Genomic DNA, 15,297 nt, shown 5'->3' with positions numbered 1-15,297 from the left:
AGATTACGTCGCCAAGGCTGGACGATGCTGAAGCCAAGGATTAGCAGCTTCTAGTTGTGCGGCTAGGCTGATCAGAGTTTCTTCACCACCTGGTTTACCAACTAACTGTACGCTAATCGGTAATCCGTTACTATCAAAACCCACAGGAAGTGCGATCGCAGGTTGTCCAGTCGCATTGGCTGCTGGACATGGTGCTACCCAGTTGATAATGTTTTGGAATGTTTCTTCTGGAGTTAAGTCAGCCCATTCTCCCACCCGAATTGGTGAATGCAGATACACTGGCAATACCAACACATCAACGTTATGGAAAAATCCGACAATTTGCCGTGATACCATCTGCATTTGCGCTACAGCTTGCAAATATTCCGCCGCTGAACCCGATCGCGCTAACAAAAATTGATTGAATGGTTGTAACGCTGGCGCGGGAATTCCCGCAGCACCTACCCCAGCTTGCCAGACAATTTGAAACGGTTCAACTAAGCCGCTATAATCTGGCGATTTTTGTTCAACTTTGTGACCAAGTTCTGCTAAAAGCTGGACTGTTTGCAATACCCCTTGTTCACAGGTAGGGTCTGCTTCACCCAAAGGTGGGATGATAGTGCTAAAAGCAATGCGTAATTCCCCCGGTTGTTTTTGCGTAGCGGCGAGAAATGATGGCTGTGGTTCAGGTAACCAGTAAGGATCGCCGGGGAAATAACCAGATATTGTATCTAAAAGTGCAGCCGCATCCGCAACAGTACGGGCAATCGGCCCATTAGTAGCAATTCCCGAAAGGCGATCGCCTACAGGCGCATGTGTCACCCTTCCTCGTGATGGCTTAATTCCTACCACACCACAACAAGCCGCAGGCCCCCTAATCGAACCACCGCCATCGGAACCTTGGGCGATCGCACTCAACCCAGCTGCTACTGATGCAGCTGCACCACCGCTAGAACCACCAGGGGTGTAGTCTAAATTCCACGGATTTCTGGCTGGGGGAAATCCCGTAGGTTCGCTGTAAGGAAAAGAACCTAATTCAGAAGTGGCGGTTTTACCCAGAAGAATAAACCCAGCTTCTTTAATCCGTGTCACTACCCCATCATCATAGTTCACAATATTGTTGAGTAAAGCCGGGTTGCCGTAAGTACAAGGTACACCTGCTACAGCATTGAGATCTTTAATGGAAATCGGTACACCAAAAAATGGCGGGAGTTCTTTTGTAGTGGCGAGAACTTCGGTTTTGGCTTTCGCATCTGCGATCGCTAAATCCGCCATTACCGTAAAATAACTTCCTAATTGGGGATTTAACCGCTGAATTCTTTCTAAATATATATTTACCAACTCTAGGGGCGACACTTCCCGGCGACGGATCAATTGCGCCAAATCCAGTGCTGGAGTAAAAGCTAAATCAGTTTCATTCATGCCTTAGCTACGGGGTAGTTTGAAATTTTCTGCCAATTTTTCAACTTAAGTTGTTACTTTAACAAAATTTCTGGGAATTCTAGCTTTATAGATCCTGAGATTTTTCAATCAACTAGGATACCAAGCTGCAACAGGCTTCATACTTCATCTTTCATACTTCAGCCTTCCTTCGATCCATCCCCAAGGGATATTTATGGCTAATCTCGAAAAGCTTCTACATGAATTGACAAAACTTGTTGAGAGTCTTAAGCTGACTGTTGGTGATTCTCATGCCATTAAGCAAGAAATCATCCGGCTAAATTTTATTCAAGAAAAACTTCGCAATCTCCAAAGTGCGATCGCTGAAGAATTAGCTGTGGTAAAAATTAATAGTCCGGCTGGTGCTGTACTTTCTTTGGGTACAGAAAGTACCCTATTTACCTCTGACAGTTGTTTAGTAAAACCCTTGCTGACAACTGGAGAAAAATTTATTGCCGAAAAATTTGGTAATGGATTATCCAAACTATCTTTAAATGATTTAGAATCTAAAATTTTCCGTTGGCTAGAATGGGGACAACTACTTCAGACAATAGCTGAGGATATTTTAAGTAATTCCCAATTGATTAATCAACTTAATTGTAATATTAACTATCCCAGCTTACCAAGTAAATTCCAAGAACTGTCAGCCAAACTCAAGATTGACTTAGCTTATGGTAAATCTAGAGTTTTACAGCAGCAATTCCAGCAAATCATTAATTCTCAAGCAGAATTGTTGCAAGTACAGCAAAAATCTACAGAAGTCTTTGACAATATTAAGAATACACAAAATATTTTATTGATATTACTCAATTTATCAGCCTTTTGTGGTAATTCCGGCTTAGAATTAGAATGGTTTGACGATGAATACGGATTTATCATATCCAGTGGTGGTAAATGTCAAGCCTTGGCAGATATTATTTATGACTGCGAATTATTTCAAGGAAAAATTCAGGCTTTAGTTGTAGATACAAAGAACTTGTTAGAGTCAGCCGAAAAAGCCTTAACCAATCTTCCCCAACGTCCAAAAATAGCAGAATTGGGCAAAATATTCACCCAAAAACCAGTACATTCAGCTTTAGTAATTAGTGCAAGTTTATTGATATTGGGTTTTGGTACTTGGATAGTTACAAATCAAATTATCCATATACAGCACCTGCAAAAGCTCAAACATGAAAAAACTTCTCTATCTAATTTAACATCAGCACAAAAGCTAGGCATGGAAGCTGCTGTTTTAGTTCAGAAAACACCATTACCTCTCACAAGTTGGCAGCAGGCACAAGCTAAATGGCAAAAGGCAGTCAACTTGCTAGAATCTATTCCCAAAGGCACATCTGTTTCTGACAAAGCTCAAAATCAATTAGTTAAATATCGGGTAAACTACAGCGCTATTAGTAAAAAAGTCACCTTGGAAAAAAATGCAGCCTCAAATTTAGAAGCTGCGGATAAATTAGCCCAGGAAGCTGCTTTTATAGTTAAAAATGCGCCGGAAAAATCAGTGATTTTACAGCAAGCCAAAGCTAAATTCCAAGCAGCAATCAATTTATTACAAGCTATTCCCGAAGGTACGTTTGTCTCTCAACAAGTGCAAGAGAAACTTGATAGTTATAAAAATAACTATGAGAAGATTAAGGGAGAATGAGGGATGAGGGGGACAAATGACTGTTGACTGTTGAGTGTTGACTGTTGACTGTTGACTTTTTGACAACTGACAAATAAGAGAAAATAGAAAACAGTAGGCTGTACGATAGGGGGATAAAGACCATGACTGCAACCCAAAATCGCTTGTGGACTATAGAAGAATACCACCGCATGATTGATGCTGGTATTCTCACTCCTGAGGATAAAGTTGAACTCTTAGATGGTCGGATAATTCAAATGAGTCCACAAAAACCACCCCATGCAGGTACTACCCAGCGCGTTGACCGCTATCTTCAAGATTTACTCAGAAATAGGGCAGAAATTCGCGTTCAGTTACCTATTACTCTGGCTACTTCCGAACCAGAACCAGACATCGCCGTAGTCCGCATTGATGCAGCAGCTTATGGCGATCATCACCCTACATCCTCAGAAATATTACTGTTAATTGAAGTTTCCTATAGTACTTTTGATATTGATTTTAATGAAAAATCTCTGATTTATGCCAGAGCAAATATTGCAGATTACTGGATTTTAGATGTTCTTGAACGCCAAGTTTATATTTTGCGTCAACCAACAGAATCAGGCTACCAAGAGGTAGTTGTTCTATCTCAAGATGCAGTCATAGCACCATTAGCTTTTCCCGAAATTACCATACCTTTTGCGGAATTATTTCTTCCGTAACTAACTTGAAAATAGTGTTGACTGTTGTAGGGGCGGGTTCACAAATATCTTCGATTGTTAATGGGAATCTCGGTTAACCCGCCCCTACAGACTGTTGACTGCGAAGAGAGATTTTCATACTTGGTTGTGAGATTTTCTCGTGAATGGCTAACTTGAAAATTTCGTAGTCAGGACTTCAGTCCTGTAAAAAGCTATGACTCAAACAGCAGCAATTACAGAAGCGATTACTACCTTAAAAGATGCGGAAACTCGATTTGGTCTAGTCCGTATTGAATCTGAGCAGTTTTTTACAGAATGGTTTGCAGAATTACCAGAAATTACTGAAGTTGAAAAAACTTCTCTAGATGTGTTGCGGCGTAGGTATCTTTATCACCGTGGTGAAGGTGATTTATTAGAGGGGACAGTCATGTTACTGGTAGTCTCCCCTTTGCTAGCACTAGCAGGATTTTACGACCCACCTTTTAAGATTCAGGCGGAATCATCTGTAGAACTGGTACTAGATGATGTTGAGGAAGTGCTAAGGGGACGGATTGATGTTTTGGTGCTGCAAAATCAATTTTGGGTAGTGGTGTTAGAGTCCAAAAAAACCACGCTTTCGGCTTGGTCAGCTGTTCCGCAAGCACTGGCTTATCTAATGGCTAATCCTCACCCTGATAAACCTGTGTTTGGTATGGTGACAAATGGGGATGATGTTTTATTTATTAAATTAACGCAAGCCCCTACGCCACAATATGATTTATCGCGGGTCTTTGCTTTGTTTACTTCTAATAGAGAACTGTATGCAATTTTACAAATTCTCAAGCGGATTGCTGTTGCGATCGCACCTTGAAAGTTCGCAGTCAGGAATTTAGTTGGAAGTCGCTAATGAGGCTTTTATCTTCGTGAATGAGGCTTTTATCCTCGTGAATGAGGCTTTTAGCTCCGTGAATGAGGCTTTTAGCTCCGTGAATGAGGCTTTTAGCTCCGTGAATGAGGCTTTTAGCTCCGTGAATGAGGTTTTTAGCTCCGTGAATGAGGCTTTTAGCTCCGTGAATGAGGTTTTTAGCTCCGTGAATGAGGCTTTTAGCTCCGTGAATGAATTAGGACTTATATTAATTTGAACAAAGTATGTGATAACCGGGTAGGGGCACAACAATGTTCATACGTGTCAACTTAACGTGAAACCCTTGCCAAGAAATGATTTTGCTTTTTCTCGCAACAATCCAGATCCGCGTTACCCCACCCCAGTTTTGCTGGCGCAAAACTTCCCCTCCCCGCAAGCGAGGAGGGGATTGAGGGGTGGGGTAAAATGCCTGTGGAATAAGCGTTTGACTTAAGTTGACACCAATGAACATTGTTGTGCCCTGACGAATAATTTATGTGTCGCAAACATTATTTGAATTGGTATGACGCATTGACAATTGCGTCGATGGTAAATAGATCCGCGCTTTTGGGTTTAGCAGTGCTAAACCCCTACGATTCATCGGGACTGTTTTCTGCCTTTGGTTGTAATTGCTTCCCCTCAAAACTGCATAAGCACCACCCTGCTCAGAGCTATATAGTAACAAGCCATTAAATAACGCTGGTGCTGCGGTTAAATTATCCCAAAATTTAGCCAAATTCACCAATTATTTCCTATCTTCCTCCATCAAACAACTTGATTTAATTACCTAAGCCCTATATTTCCCCTACCCAATCCTAACTTCATCCTTCATCCTTCATCCTTTAATATGCGTTTTCACAACATTGGTCTAAGTTTCCTCGCCCTAGTTATCGCCACTGCTTCCACACCGATCGCTTTCAACCTTTCAACCTCACCGGGAGAGTTAAGAGTACTAGCGCAAACACCAGCAAATCGCAAAGCCGAAGCAGATAGATTGTTTGAGCAAGGTAATGAGCAATATCAAATCAGTCAATTTGAAGCTGCATTACAATCTTGGCAACAAGCACTGATTATCTATCGCCAAATCAAAGACCGTAAAGGGGAGGGAAATGCTCTGGGCAATCTGGGAGTTGCTTACTATGCACTAGGAGACTACACCAAAGCCATTGACTACCAGCAGCAGAGATTGGCGATCGCTAGGGAAATCAAAGACCGTCAAGGTGAGGGACAATCTCTGGGCAATCTGGGAGTTGCTTACTATGCACTAGGAGACTACACCAAAGCCATTGACTACCTCCAACAGACATTGGCGATCGCTCTTGAAATCAAAGACCGTTTAGGTGAGGGAAAAGCTCTGGGCAATCTGGGACTTGCTTACTATGCACTAGGAGACTACACCAAAGCCATTGACTACCACTCAAAAAGTTTGGCAATCAAAAGGGAAATCAAAGACCGTTTAGGTGAGGGTACTGCTCTGGGCAATCTGGGACTTGCTTACGATGCACTAGGAGACTACACCAAAGCCATTGACTACCAGCAGCAGAGATTGGCGATCGCTAGGGAAATCAAAGACCGTAATGGTGAGGGACAATCTCTGGGCAATCTGGGAGTTGCTTACCAAGCATTGGGAGACTACACCAAAGCCATTGACTACCTCCAACAGACATTGGCGATCGCTAGGGAAATCAAAAACCGTTTAGGGGAGGGTGCTGCTCTGGGCAATCTGGGAGTTGCTTACTATGCAGTGGGAGACTACACCAAAGCCATTGACTACCAGCAGCAGTTCTTGGCGATCGCTCTTGAAATCAAAGACCGTAATGGTGAGGGTGCTGCTCTGGGGAATCTGGGAGTTGCTTACGATGCACTAGGAGACTACACCAAAGCCATTGACTACCAGCAGCAGAGATTGGCGATCGCTAGGGAAATCAAAGACCGTAATGGTGAGGGACAATCTCTGGGCAATCTGGGAAATGCTTACGATGCACTGGGAGACTACACCAAAGCCATTGACTACCAGCAGCAGTTTTTGGCGATCGCTAGGGAAATCAAAGATCGTTTAGGGGAATGGCAGTCTCTGAACAATCTGGGAGCAACTTACCAAAAATCTGGCAAACTCCCAGAAGCTGAAAAAATCCTGCTTGCTGGTATTGAAGTATTAAAATCTATCCGAGGAGACTTGGGTAACAACGATGCTTATAAAATCTCAATTTTTGAAGAACAAGCTCGCACCTACCGCACCCTACAAGAAGTACTGATTGCTGAGAATAAAACCAACGATGCACTCTTAATCTCCGAGCAAGGACGTAGTAGGGCGCTGGTGGATTTGTTAAATTCACGTTTGTCTGGTAAAAATGCCCTTGCAAATGTAGAACCCACATTATCCCTGCTGCAACAAATAGCCAAACAACAAAAGGCGACACTTGTTGAATATTCAATTATTTATAACGAATTCAAGATTCAGGGTAAAGAAGAATCTCATGAATCAGAACTCTACATTTGGGTAATCAAACCCACAGGTGAAATTACCTTCCGCAAAGCTGACCTTAAACCTTTATGGCAAAAAGATAATACAACCTTAGCTGAATTAGTCACCAACAGCCGCGACTCAATAGGTGTCAGAGGTCGTGGTCGCGGTGGTATTGACGTAAGTTACAACCCCAATTCACCCAAAGCCAAAAACCGCTTCAAACAGCTTCACGAATTACTAATTAATCCCATTAATGACCTTTTACCCAAAAATCCTGATGAGCGAGTAACATTTATACCGCAATCATCTTTATTCCTTGTCCCCTTCGCAGCTTTACAAGATGAGCAAGGTAAATACCTCATTGAAAAACACACTATCCTCACTGCCCCAGCCATTCAGGTATTAGATCTAACTCGCCAACAACGCCAACGAGTTTCCGGTAATCAAGCGCTAGTTATGGGCAATCCTACCATGCCCAGCGTTGCCCCCAAAATCGGCGAACCACCGCAACAATTACCTCCCTTACCAGGTGCAGAAACGGAAGCAAAAGAAATTGCTGAAATTTTGAATACCAAAGCCATCACTGGTAAAGATGCTACTAAAGCCGCTTTGATGCAAAGATTACCGCAAGCCAGATTTATTCATCTGGCTACCCACGGCTTACTTGATGATTTTAAAGGTTTGGGTGTCCCTGGTGCGGTGGCTCTCGCCCCTGATGGTAAAGATAACGGCTTGCTAACTGCAAATGAAATTTTAGATTTAAAAATCAACGCGGAATTAGTTGTATTAAGTGCTTGCGATACCGCCCAAGGTAAACTCACAGGTGATGGTGTAGTTGGCTTATCTCGCGCTTTAATTTCTGCGGGTGCGCCGAGTGTAATTGTAACTTTGTGGTCAATTCCCGATAGTCCTTCGGCTTTATTAATGGGGGAATTTTACCGTGATTTACAGAAAAATCCTGATAAAGCTACGGCGTTGCGTCAAGCGATGTTGACAACGATGAAACAGCATCCTCATCCTAGCGCTTGGGCTGCATTTACCTTGATTGGCGAGGCGAGGTAATTTGTAATTACAGCAGTTTTTGTAGTACCAAGTTGCTGTCTAGATCCCCGACTTCTTGAAGAAGTCGCGGATCTAAATCGCGATCGCAAAACATTCCCTTAGACCAGGGAGTGTCAATACTTCAAGCTCACAATCCCAGACCACTGGACTTTTTTCTGTTGTTCTCGACGGTAGGAAAAGAAATGTTCTGGAGTTTGGTAAGTACAGTAAGGCGCGATCGCAATTTGTTCGCCGCTAATTCCCAGGCTTTCTATTTGTAAGGTATTTACCCGGCGCACATCTACTCTGACTTTACCAGGGTCAGAATCGGCAATCAACGGAGAATTGGCTAGTTCATGCAAAGCAGCAACTATTTGTTGTTCGTCGTCATGTGGTATAATGCTAGCCCCAATTTCCGCAGCCACCTCCACTGAGACTTGGTAAACCTCCCCAGCGATCGCAGGCCCCATCGCTATGCGCAAATTTTCCAGCTTGCTACCTTGGGCTTGCAAACGGGCGATCGCTTGCGGGACAATTTTTTTTGCAGTCCCCCGCCACCCTGCATGAATTGCCGCTACCTGTCCGGTGTTGACATCGCCAATCAGCACAGGTGTACAATCAGCGCTGGCGACCCACACCGCTTGCAAAGCCTTCTCGCTAACTAAACCGTCGGCTGCGGCTAAAGCCGAATCATCATCAGAGTCTGAACTTAACTTGCTTTCAATTTCTTGTGGGGTAAGTACAGTGTTGCCATGAACCTGCTTCAAGCGATAAACTGATGCCTCTGGTTGCAGCACCTGTGTTAACTCTTGGGGTGAACGTGGCCAAAACGGCTGGGTGAAAAAGCCGTGTGACCAAGGTTCTAGGAGACTACAAGTCAGGTAGGGCATTCCTTGCCAATTGCTCCAGTGCCAAGTGTGCATCTTAAACCAAACCTAAACAGAAAATCATCAGTCAATTAATGCTAACTTGTACAACGGGATTTGGGTTAACTGCGTGGGATTTGATTTGCAATATTTGACAGCAGCCCTGCATTCAGGGCGGAAGTATTCATATTTACCATTTTCTTTACATATTTTTGATAGTGTAACTTCAACGAATCAAACCCTCTGGAACTTGCTGGCACAGGGGGGCCAACCAGGATGTGTAGTAATTGCGACTCAGCAGACGGCTGGGCGTGGACAGTGGGGTCGCCAGTGGATTTCTGCTAATGGGGGATTATATGTTTCGGTAGCGATTAACTCGAAATTAGAGGCTACAGACAGTTACCAACTAACTTTGGCTACGGCTTGGGGTATTGCTGCTCAATTGCGTAACTGCGGTGTCAACGTTGGCATTAAATGGCCTAACGATTTAGTTTTAAATAGTCGCAAGCTAGGCGGTATTTTGACGGAAACCAAAGTCAAGGGAGGAAAAATCACCCAAGCAGTCATTGGTGTGGGGATTAACTGGGCAAACCCAGTACCAGAAACCGGAATCAACTTAGAATTGTGGCAAGCATCCCAGCCTGTAAAACCAATATCCTGTCTAGAAATGTTAACCTCAAAGGTTTTATTGGGAATAGAATCCGGTATTGAGTGCCTTTTTGAAGAAGGAGTAAACATACTCTTATCTCACTATCTAGATTTACTGACCAATATGGGCGATCGCGTACACTTTAATAATCTGGTGGGGACAATAGTTGGGGTCACACCCCAGGGAAATTTACGAGTAAATGTAGAAACTTATAATACAGAGAAAGTAATCGCACCAGAAATTTACATCGAACCCGGTACAATCAGTTTGGGTTATCAAAAATCTTCGGTTTAAATTAAGGTTTGTTCAAAATTTCGCTCTTTGGGCAAGACAAACCACCGGCATCATTCTGTTTAGACTATTGAGACAAAATTTGAGAGAACAAATGACGCAGCCAAATCACTCTGCCCATAAACGTTTGCTAATCACAACAAAACGCTTTGCTTCTACGCTACCAGCACAGAGCCTCTGTTGGCTCAGTAGCTTTAGCCTCCTGGGCAATAGTTTGGTGTTAGCGCAAACGGAAACATCTATAGACAACATCGTTCCTACTATTGAAAATTCTCAACCGACCGCAGTTACACATCCAGTTAAAAAAAATACTGTAAGCTCAGAGGTAACTCGACCCCAGGTAGAATTTTCCGAACGGCGAACCAGACTCAAAAAAAGATTACAAAGGGAAAATGTATCCCAATCTTCACAGCCAGTCAGACAGTCTCAACCGAAAATCGAAGCTGCTGAACCTGTGATCATCCGGCGTTTAAAACCCAAAGTACAAACTTCGCAGGTTACGCCAGTTAAAGTTAACCCGGAAAAACCTACACCTACACGGTTACGCACTGTACCTGAGAAACTTCCAGAAATTGCTCAACCAGCCAACAACTCCAACAGCCCTGTGGGTAGCACGGAAGTAAAACCCCAGAAGGATTACAATAACGCCTATATTGACCCCACTGATTATCAAGCTGGTGGTACTAATTATCAAGCACCTAATTCTGTAATCATTACCGAACGCTCAAGTGGTTGTCGAGCGACTTTGCCCTCAGGACAAGCTATATCGGGTAGTCTTTGTGCTAAAACACCAGTCAATCAGCCTGTAGCGGGTAATAATGGCAAAGAATCACCCAGTTGGTTGCGCAGAAGTCAAACTGCTAATTTAGCAAATGCTCCCGTTGTTAGACCCATAGCATCTACTGGTAACACCCGCAGATGGCGTAATCAGCAAGTTGTTCCTGATAATGTTGCTACTCGCATTGCAGCTAGCGTGACTAAGAGCGAATATCATCCTAGTCGGTTTATTCCTAACCCCAGCGATTTTTCTACCACCAGAGTCAGCGCCACCCCGATCGCACCCAGCGCTGGGACTTTACCACCACCAATGGCTGATGGGAATGTTGCACCCCGTCCGAGTACGGTTGTTTATGATTTTCCACTAGCGTCAACCTTACCCCAAATTTCTTTCGTAGGCAGAGTTGCCTATAGCGGTCAGGGAATGATGTTTCCCCTATCTATCCCCGCGCCAATTACCTCATTGTTTGGCTGGCGAGTTCATCCGATCACAGGCGATCGCCGCTTCCATGCTGGTACAGATTTAGGCGCGCCTACGGGTACACCAGTTTTAGCCGCTGCTAGAGGTCAAGTAGAGGTTGCTGACTGGATGGGTGGTTATGGTTTAGCTGTCACCATTAACCACAATTCAGCTCAACAAACTCTCTACGGTCACATGTCACAAATCTATGTGCGACCTGGTCAGTGGGTAGAACCGGGAACTGTCATTGGCCAAGTTGGTAGCACTGGCGCTTCTACAGGCCCCCACCTGCACTTTGAAGTCCGCCACCTGACAGCAAACGGCTGGGTAGCCGTAGACCCAGGTGTAGAATTAGAGACCGCTCTGAGTCACTTGGTTCAAGGCTCTCAGACAGCCCAGTTAACCAAGGAACCAGGCTCTTAGGAAGGATAAAGTCTGAAGGATGAAGGCTGAAATTTTTAGCTTTCATCCTTCATCCTTCATCCTTCTACAAGTAGCCGTGTTCTGCTAAAAATGCAGGTGTAATGTCAGCAGAACTGGAATTATCCCCAGAGTTAGGGTTTGGTTTGCCAGAATAAAGGAATTTTTCGACATATTTGCCGAGAATATCTCCTTCGAGATTCACCAAACTACCAGGAACTAAATCACGGAGATTGGTTTCGGCGTAGGTGAGGGGAATTACCGCCACTGTGAATTGAGAGAGTTCTGGCTCGTAGGCGGCTACTGTGAGGCTAATTCCATTGACAGCAATACTACCCTTGGGGACAATGTACCGCGCGATCGCCTCAGCTGCTATAAAGGTCATTTCCCAAGAACTAGCTGTTTGTTGGGCACTCACCATCCGCCCAACACCGTCTACATGTCCCATCACAAAATGACCGCCTACTTTGCTTCCTACCCGCAACGAAGCTTCAAGATTAACCCATTTCTGTGGTGTGTCCTCATCTCCTAAAGTCGTGCGGCGCAAAGTTTCTGGGGATGCAGTGGCGATAAAACCATCCTTTAACACTTCTTCCACTGTCAGACATACGCCATCAACGGCAATACTGTCGCCGTAAGCCAGATCCTGCATAATTAAATCAGATGACTGACTTACACAAGTAATTTGCCAAGAATCTCCCCCAAGGGGTTTCATGGTTCCTAAAGCCTGGATCAATCCTGTAAACACAGCTTGTTTGCCAAAGTAAATCTATTTATTGCCTAATTTTGCCGAAAAACTACTGCTAATTCCCTCCATAAATGTTGCAAAATCTGAGTATATTTTCTGACGTTATTTAAGATAGGGATATTATCACATTAGCATCATGGACAAGGCATACTTGGGTAAGAAGGATATTGTCTAAGTAGACCACTTTGACTTAATCTGGTGTTCACATCAAGTTCGGAGTTCAATAGCAGCAATTATAGAGAACAAATGCCTATGTTTATTCCTGTCCCGGACTTAACCCATTTAGGGTATTATTTGATACTTAATAACCAAGTACTCCAAGGAGCGTAGAGGCTTAGCCAATGATTGAAATGAGAGTCGCTGGCATAGCATTAGATGCCATAACCCGCAGCCCAATTGTACTTCTGAAAGATGCTTCCGATCGCCGTGCATTGCCAATTTATATCGGTCAGGAACAGGCTAGGGCGATCGCGGGAGCAATAGAGAGTCAAAAGCCTCCACGGCCTTTAACTCACGATTTAATTGTAAATATTCTGGAAACGTGGAACTTGACTTTAGAAAAAGTAATTATTCATTCCTTGCAAAAGGATACATTTTATGCAGCATTAGTTGTCAAGCACGGCGAGACAACAAAAGAAATTGACTCCCGTCCTAGCGATGCGATCGCCATTGCGCTGCGTACCAATACCCCCATTTGGGTAATGGAAGAAGTCATTGCTGATGCTTCTATCCCTGTTGATCGCGACGCTGATGAAGCAGAACAACAAGCATTCCGCGAATTTGTTTCTAATCTCCGTCCTGAAGATTTGATCAAACGCTTTGGTAATGGCGAAAGTTAGAAAATTACGGAAGTGCTAATTGCTAAACCAGAAAGAATCAACAAATTAAACCATAAAGAACTAGGAAGAAGAAGTAAAGAAAAGCACACAATTTCTTTATTTTTTCTTCTTACGAGTCATTGGGCATTGGGCATTGGGCATGGGACAATAGGCTTGGTGTTAAGGCTGAAACTCTGTCATCAAGGTTATTTTTTTAATCAACCGCCAAGTACGCCTTCGCGTTAGCGTCTCGCAGAGAAGGACGCAGAGAGAAGAAAGAAATGCTTAAGTGAACTGCATTGGGGCATGGGACAAATGACAAATGACAACTGACAACTGACTATATGCAATATCGACGCTTTGGCAAAACTAATCTACACCTGTCGGTTTTTTCTTTGGGAACAATGCGCTATTTGGCTGATGCTGAAAATGCGCAGCAAACCATCGAAACAGCCTTGGCGTTGGGAATTAATCATATAGAAACTGCTAGAGGTTACGGCAAAAGTGAGGAGTTTTTTGGTAAAGCACTCAAAGCTGGGTTATCTGTACCTCGTTCCCAACTTCACATCACTAGCAAAATTCCCCCGACAGCCGATGTTGACACGATGCGTCGCTATATTGATGAATCTTTAGAAAAATTGCAGCTAGATTATCTAGATTGCTTGGGAATTCATGGCTTAAATACTTGGGAACATCTAGAATTGGTGCAATCTGGTTGTATAGAGGCTGTACAAGAAGCGATCGCCGATGGTAGGGTGCGACATGTGGGTTTTTCTACTCACGGATCGTTAGATCTGATTCAAGCAGCCATAAATACAGATTTATTTGAATTTGTCAATCTGCATTATTACTATTTTTTCCAACGCCATGCACCAGCTATTCAGCTAGCGACGGAGAAAGACATGGGGATTTTTATCATTTCTCCTGCGGATAAAGGGGGACGACTTTACACACCACCCCAAACCTTAAAAGATTTGTGCGATCCATTTTCACCCTTAGAGTTAAATTATCGATTTTTATTGAGCGATCGCCGGATTACTACCTTGAGTATAGGGCCAGCCAACCCAGAGGAATTAATTGCTCCTTTGCGGGTTGCTGACAGTGTAGATGAATTAACATCAGCAGAAATTGCAGCTTTTGGACGGTTAGCAAATCAACAGCAAATTGCTTTAGGAACTGATAAGTGTAGCTCTTGCTATGCTTGTTTACCTTGCCCGGAAAATATTAATATTCCAGAGGTATTGCGATTACGTAATCTAGCAGTGGCATATGACATGACAGACTATAGCAAATATCGCTATGGAATGTTTGAAAATGCCGGTCACTGGTTTGCAGGAATGAAAGCGAACCGTTGTACAGAATGTGGGGATTGTTTACCCAGGTGTCCTGAAGAATTAGATATTCCCGCTTTATTGCAAAATAGCCATGAAAGATTAAATGGCAAAGCAGGTAGGAGATTGTGGGGATAACCACGTTACACTGTTCGTTGAATGCGATCGCTATCTCAAAAAATTATGCAAATCACACAACAGCGATACTACACCCCAGAAGAATATTTACAACTAGAGGAAGCTGCTGACTACAAAAGCGAATATATTGATGGGCAAATAATTCCAATGGCTGGTGGTACACTAAATCACAATCAAATAGCGCTCAATTTAAGTACTGATTTAAATTTTGCTTTCAAAAAACAACACTACCGAGTGTATATGGGTGATGTTCGTTTATGGATAGCTCAAAAGCGTACTTATACTTATCCAGATGTGATGATTCTGGCAGATGAACCAGAGTATTTCAACAATCGTTTAGATATAATTGTGAATCCACAAATAATTGTGGAGGTTTTATCACAATCAACCAAAAACTATGATCGCCAAGGTAAATTTGAGGCTTACCGGACAATTCCCACTTTTCAAGAATATTTATTAATCGATCAAAATCGGATTTATGTAGAACAATTTTCCAAAACTGGTAAGAAACAATGGGCGCTGCGTGAATACGATGAAGAAGATGAAGCAATCGCACTTGTAACCGTACCTTTTGAAATTTCTTTGCAAGATTTATACAACAAAGTGCAGTTTGAGCTTGTGGAAAAAGAAGCCGAAAGCGCTGATGTAGAGGCATGAGGTGAAAAGAGCCACCTATGTTTGCTAGATTGAG

General features: G+C 43.3%; 14 protein-coding genes. 10 read left to right on the top strand and 4 right to left on the bottom strand.

Annotated features, from left to right (window positions below; translation table 11 throughout):
* Positions 1–3: 3 nt before the first annotated feature.
* Entirely contained in the window at positions 4–1,401 is a 1,398-nt protein-coding gene (locus tag AACU32_RS09585) for an amidase (protein WP_096599357.1), read from the bottom strand.
* Positions 1,402–1,594: 193 nt separating this feature from the next.
* On the opposite strand from AACU32_RS09585, the gene AACU32_RS09580 reads away from it, so the two are divergent.
* The 4 genes from AACU32_RS09580 (at position 1,595) to AACU32_RS09565 (ending at position 4,838) form a co-directional block, all read left to right on the top strand.
* A complete protein-coding gene (locus AACU32_RS09580) occupies positions 1,595–3,058 on the top strand; it encodes a hypothetical protein (protein ID WP_096599356.1) in 1,464 nt (487 codons plus the stop codon).
* A gap of 122 nt (positions 3,059–3,180) precedes the next feature.
* The gene (locus AACU32_RS09575; RefSeq protein WP_096599355.1) at positions 3,181–3,738 is read left to right on the top strand and encodes a Uma2 family endonuclease; all 558 of its coding nucleotides are present in this window, start codon (positions 3,181–3,183) and stop codon (positions 3,736–3,738) included.
* A 193-nt stretch (positions 3,739–3,931) separates the two neighbouring features.
* A complete protein-coding gene (locus AACU32_RS09570) occupies positions 3,932–4,567 on the top strand; it encodes a type I restriction enzyme HsdR N-terminal domain-containing protein (protein ID WP_096599354.1) in 636 nt (211 codons plus the stop codon).
* A gap of 22 nt (positions 4,568–4,589) precedes the next feature.
* Entirely contained in the window at positions 4,590–4,838 is a 249-nt protein-coding gene (locus AACU32_RS09565) for a hypothetical protein (protein WP_339377707.1), read from the top strand.
* Positions 4,839–5,093: 255 nt separating this feature from the next.
* Here AACU32_RS09565 and AACU32_RS09560 read toward each other — a convergent pair whose 3' ends face one another.
* Positions 5,094–5,342 carry a hypothetical protein gene (locus tag AACU32_RS09560; RefSeq protein WP_096599353.1) on the bottom strand — a complete coding sequence of 83 codons (249 nt, stop codon included), beginning with the start codon at positions 5,340–5,342 and terminating at the stop codon, positions 5,094–5,096.
* A 105-nt stretch (positions 5,343–5,447) separates the two neighbouring features.
* Here AACU32_RS09560 and AACU32_RS09555 point away from each other — a divergent pair, with 105 nt between their 5' ends.
* Entirely contained in the window at positions 5,448–8,129 is a 2,682-nt protein-coding gene (locus AACU32_RS09555) for a CHAT domain-containing protein (protein ID WP_096599352.1), read from the top strand.
* A 113-nt stretch (positions 8,130–8,242) separates the two neighbouring features.
* On the opposite strand, the gene pgeF is transcribed toward AACU32_RS09555, so the two are convergent.
* The gene (pgeF, locus tag AACU32_RS09550) at positions 8,243–9,031 is read right to left on the bottom strand and encodes a peptidoglycan editing factor PgeF (protein ID WP_096599351.1); all 789 of its coding nucleotides are present in this window, start codon (positions 9,029–9,031) and stop codon (positions 8,243–8,245) included.
* A gap of 73 nt (positions 9,032–9,104) precedes the next feature.
* On the opposite strand from pgeF, the gene AACU32_RS09545 reads away from it, so the two are divergent.
* Both AACU32_RS09545 and AACU32_RS09540 read left to right on the top strand, forming a co-directional pair.
* Positions 9,105–9,917, top strand: a complete 813-nt coding sequence (locus AACU32_RS09545; protein ID WP_096599350.1) for a biotin--[acetyl-CoA-carboxylase] ligase — start codon at positions 9,105–9,107, stop codon at positions 9,915–9,917.
* A 91-nt stretch (positions 9,918–10,008) separates the two neighbouring features.
* Complete coding sequence (locus AACU32_RS09540; protein ID WP_096599349.1) at positions 10,009–11,574, top strand: M23 family metallopeptidase; 1,566 nt, start codon at positions 10,009–10,011, stop codon at positions 11,572–11,574.
* Positions 11,575–11,638: 64 nt separating this feature from the next.
* Here the strand turns inward: AACU32_RS09540 and AACU32_RS09535 are convergent, their stop codons facing one another.
* A complete protein-coding gene (locus AACU32_RS09535) occupies positions 11,639–12,319 on the bottom strand; it encodes a riboflavin synthase (protein WP_096599348.1) in 681 nt (226 codons plus the stop codon).
* Between the two features lie 341 nt (positions 12,320–12,660).
* On the opposite strand from AACU32_RS09535, the gene AACU32_RS09530 reads away from it, so the two are divergent.
* The 3 genes from AACU32_RS09530 (at position 12,661) to AACU32_RS09520 (ending at position 15,263) form a co-directional block, all read left to right on the top strand.
* Complete coding sequence (locus AACU32_RS09530; protein WP_096599347.1) at positions 12,661–13,158, top strand: bifunctional nuclease family protein; 498 nt, start codon at positions 12,661–12,663, stop codon at positions 13,156–13,158.
* Positions 13,159–13,481: 323 nt separating this feature from the next.
* Complete coding sequence (locus AACU32_RS09525; protein ID WP_096599346.1) at positions 13,482–14,606, top strand: aldo/keto reductase; 1,125 nt, start codon at positions 13,482–13,484, stop codon at positions 14,604–14,606.
* A 45-nt stretch (positions 14,607–14,651) separates the two neighbouring features.
* Positions 14,652–15,263, top strand: coding sequence for a Uma2 family endonuclease (locus tag AACU32_RS09520; RefSeq protein ID WP_096607929.1), 612 nt, complete (start codon positions 14,652–14,654; stop codon positions 15,261–15,263).
* Positions 15,264–15,297 lie beyond the last annotated feature (34 nt).

The sequence above is a fragment of the Calothrix sp. NIES-2100 genome, from assembly GCF_963875285.1.
In the GTDB taxonomy this organism is placed as follows: Bacteria; Cyanobacteriota; Cyanobacteriia; order Cyanobacteriales; family Nostocaceae; genus Aulosira.
Note: the sequence above shows the minus strand (reverse complement) of the source record. Positions and strands in the feature narration are given on the sequence as shown.

What these genes read in the sequence shown, in the direction of transcription:
- AACU32_RS09585 (WP_096599357.1), bottom strand. Translation starts at nt 1,401, where the DNA reads ATGAATGAAACTGATTTAGCTTTTACTCCAGCACTGGATTTGGCGCAA.
- AACU32_RS09580 (WP_096599356.1), top strand. Translation starts at nt 1,595, where the DNA reads ATGGCTAATCTCGAAAAGCTTCTACATGAATTGACAAAACTTGTTGAG.
- AACU32_RS09575 (WP_096599355.1), top strand. Translation starts at nt 3,181, where the DNA reads ATGACTGCAACCCAAAATCGCTTGTGGACTATAGAAGAATACCACCGC.
- AACU32_RS09570 (WP_096599354.1), top strand. Translation starts at nt 3,932, where the DNA reads ATGACTCAAACAGCAGCAATTACAGAAGCGATTACTACCTTAAAAGAT.
- AACU32_RS09555 (WP_096599352.1), top strand. Translation starts at nt 5,448, where the DNA reads ATGCGTTTTCACAACATTGGTCTAAGTTTCCTCGCCCTAGTTATCGCC.
- pgeF (WP_096599351.1), bottom strand. Translation starts at nt 9,031, where the DNA reads ATGCACACTTGGCACTGGAGCAATTGGCAAGGAATGCCCTACCTGACT.
- AACU32_RS09540 (WP_096599349.1), top strand. Translation starts at nt 10,009, where the DNA reads ATGACGCAGCCAAATCACTCTGCCCATAAACGTTTGCTAATCACAACA.
- AACU32_RS09530 (WP_096599347.1), top strand. Translation starts at nt 12,661, where the DNA reads ATGATTGAAATGAGAGTCGCTGGCATAGCATTAGATGCCATAACCCGC.
- AACU32_RS09525 (WP_096599346.1), top strand. Translation starts at nt 13,482, where the DNA reads ATGCAATATCGACGCTTTGGCAAAACTAATCTACACCTGTCGGTTTTT.
- AACU32_RS09520 (WP_096607929.1), top strand. Translation starts at nt 14,652, where the DNA reads ATGCAAATCACACAACAGCGATACTACACCCCAGAAGAATATTTACAA.